We start from the raw sequence: 2,239 nt of genomic DNA, 5'->3' as shown, positions 1-2,239 counted from the left end.
AGCCGATCGATGGCAGCGATGGTCATTGTTGAGTCGTCGAACAGCTCATCCCATTGCTCGAACGACTTATTTGAAGTGATGATCATGCTATGTCTTTCATATCGATGAGCGATAAGCTCGAACAGCACACTGGTTTCCTGCTCCGTTTTGCGAACGTAACCCACGTCATCAACGATAAGCAGGTTGTATTTATCCAGCTTCAGCAGCTCATCCTGTAGTCGAAGGTGCTGCTTGGCTTGCTGTAGCTGTTGGACGATGGCTGATGCGGCGATGAACTTAACCTTATAGCCTTGCTCGATAAGTCCATAACCGATGCCACTGGCGATATGGGTTTTGCCGAGACCGCTGGCACCGAACAGTAAGATATTAGCGCCATGCCTCAGCCAACTGGGTTGATTAACCAGGCTCATGACTTGGTGTGTCGAGATACCATCGATCAGAGTAAAGTCGACGCTACCAAGGTGTTTCCCAGCCGGTAACTTTGCGTCTTTTAGTAACCGCTGTAAGCGTTTGTCCTCGCGGTTTGCCAGCTCGATATGGCACAGCTCTGATAAGTATTGCTGAGGGCTCCACTGCTCTTTAACCGCTTTATTGCCTAGCGCCTCCCATTCTTTAACCATGGTAGCCAGCTTAAGCTGCTTGAGCATGAGTGGTAGAGAGGCTGTTGTGTTATCCATGTAGGCCTCCCGGTATCATATTGGCATACGCGCTTAGGCTATGCTGCTTGATAGAGAGTGATGGCTTATTTGGCTTAATCACTAAAAAGCGCTCTTCGCACTCACGGATGGCCGGTAATTGTCGCTGAGCAATTGATGCTGCAATAAATCGCCCTAATTGACGCTCACAACCACTTTGTTTGGCTAAGTGAAGCAATTTGACCATGTAATAGCTCGCTTCATCTGCCATGAGCGTCTCGTCAACGTATTGCCAGATAGCTTTGTAATTGTCGTCCGGTAATAAGTCATCGCGTAGCTGTGAGTGGCGGAAGGCGCGCGGCTTCTTCACCAGTGCATCAATGACATGGCGGTAATTGACGCAACGAGCGCGACCGCCCTTGTTAGCATAGACACGCTCAAGCTCCGTCACGAAGTCGGTGCCGTAAAATAAGGCTAGACGGTCATCATAGAGGCGTACCAGCAGTCGACTATCAATAAGCCTTGATGGCACGGTATAGGTGACGCGCTTCAGGCAGATAGTGCTTGTACGAGATACTGTGACATAATGCTCGGTGTAATTGACGCTCATCGCTCGAGGTAACGCTTGTAATTGTCGCTGCTCTTGTTGGTATTTGTCGCTGATGCGACGGTTACGTCGTGCGACCACAGCAGCGACAAAGGCTTCATAAGCATGACGACTTTCAAAGTCGTGACTGCCACGGATTTTTAAAGCCTGCTCAAGTTGCGACTTCGTGTGTCCATGAGGACTCTCGATAGCTCCGTTTTCATGCGCAACGCCGCGATTGTTACGGGTGGCTTTAAAACCATAGTGCTTCACGAGGTCGTCGAAGCGCGCCGTTAAATCATCAGCTGACGAATGATTCTTGTAAGCAGCGCTGAGGCTGTCGGTACGAATTTCTCTGGGCACACCACCGGCAGTATGCAGCGCATTTTGTAATCCATCTGAGAAGGCGGCAAAGCTCTCACCCCCATAAATAACCTGAATGAAGGCCCAGCCGCTGGCCGGCATCCGGTAATGGAATAGCATGTGCTTTAATGGCTCACCGGCGATAGTGACCGGCGACTTCACATGCGTAAAATCAGCAATGCCTAGCGCACCGTATTCATGCGTTTGTACAAATACCACGTCTTTGGCTGCCCCATGTAAAGAGCGCCACTTACGAATTCGGCGTTCAAGTGTTCGGCGCGATCCGGGGCTGAACTTATCGGTGTGATATTCGCAAAGGTGATCAAAAACCCCGACAGAGGTAATGTCCTTATCCTGCTCGAGTATAGGAACGACAATGCTTTCCCATACCGATTTAAGCGGATCTTTGCGCGTGCGCCATGTTCGCTTGCCTTCGTCTGGTGGTTGATTGGCTTTATCCAGACGCCGGGCTGAACGTTCTGAAATCCCTGCTTTAGCAGCAGCAACAACTTGGCTATTTCGTTTTCTATGAGTCATATAGATAGTGACCTGTTGATCCGTGATTCGTGTTCCCGGCACAGTGAACTCCCTCCGTTCTGCTGTACCGAACCTTATCAGACCAACCGGCCAAGATAATTGTCGCTAGACCGGCMAC

The 2,239-nt window shown here is 50.2% G+C and carries 2 protein-coding genes; both read right to left on the bottom strand.

The features are described from left to right. Positions 1-677: IS21-like element helper ATPase IstB (istB, locus tag DZ54_RS0117290; RefSeq protein ID WP_025675471.1), on the bottom strand; the 677-nt coding region annotated here is incomplete at its 3' end. After that, a complete protein-coding gene (gene istA / locus DZ54_RS0117285) occupies positions 670-2,163 on the bottom strand; it encodes an IS21 family transposase (RefSeq protein WP_025675469.1) in 1,494 nt (497 codons plus the stop codon). The genes istA and istB, both read right to left, overlap by 8 nt. Positions 2,164-2,239: the final 76 nt, after the last annotated feature.

It is taken from the genome of Salinivibrio socompensis S35 (assembly GCF_000513715.1).
GTDB lineage: Bacteria > Pseudomonadota > Gammaproteobacteria > Enterobacterales > Vibrionaceae > Salinivibrio > Salinivibrio socompensis.
This window is presented reverse-complemented; position numbering and strand designations above follow the sequence as displayed.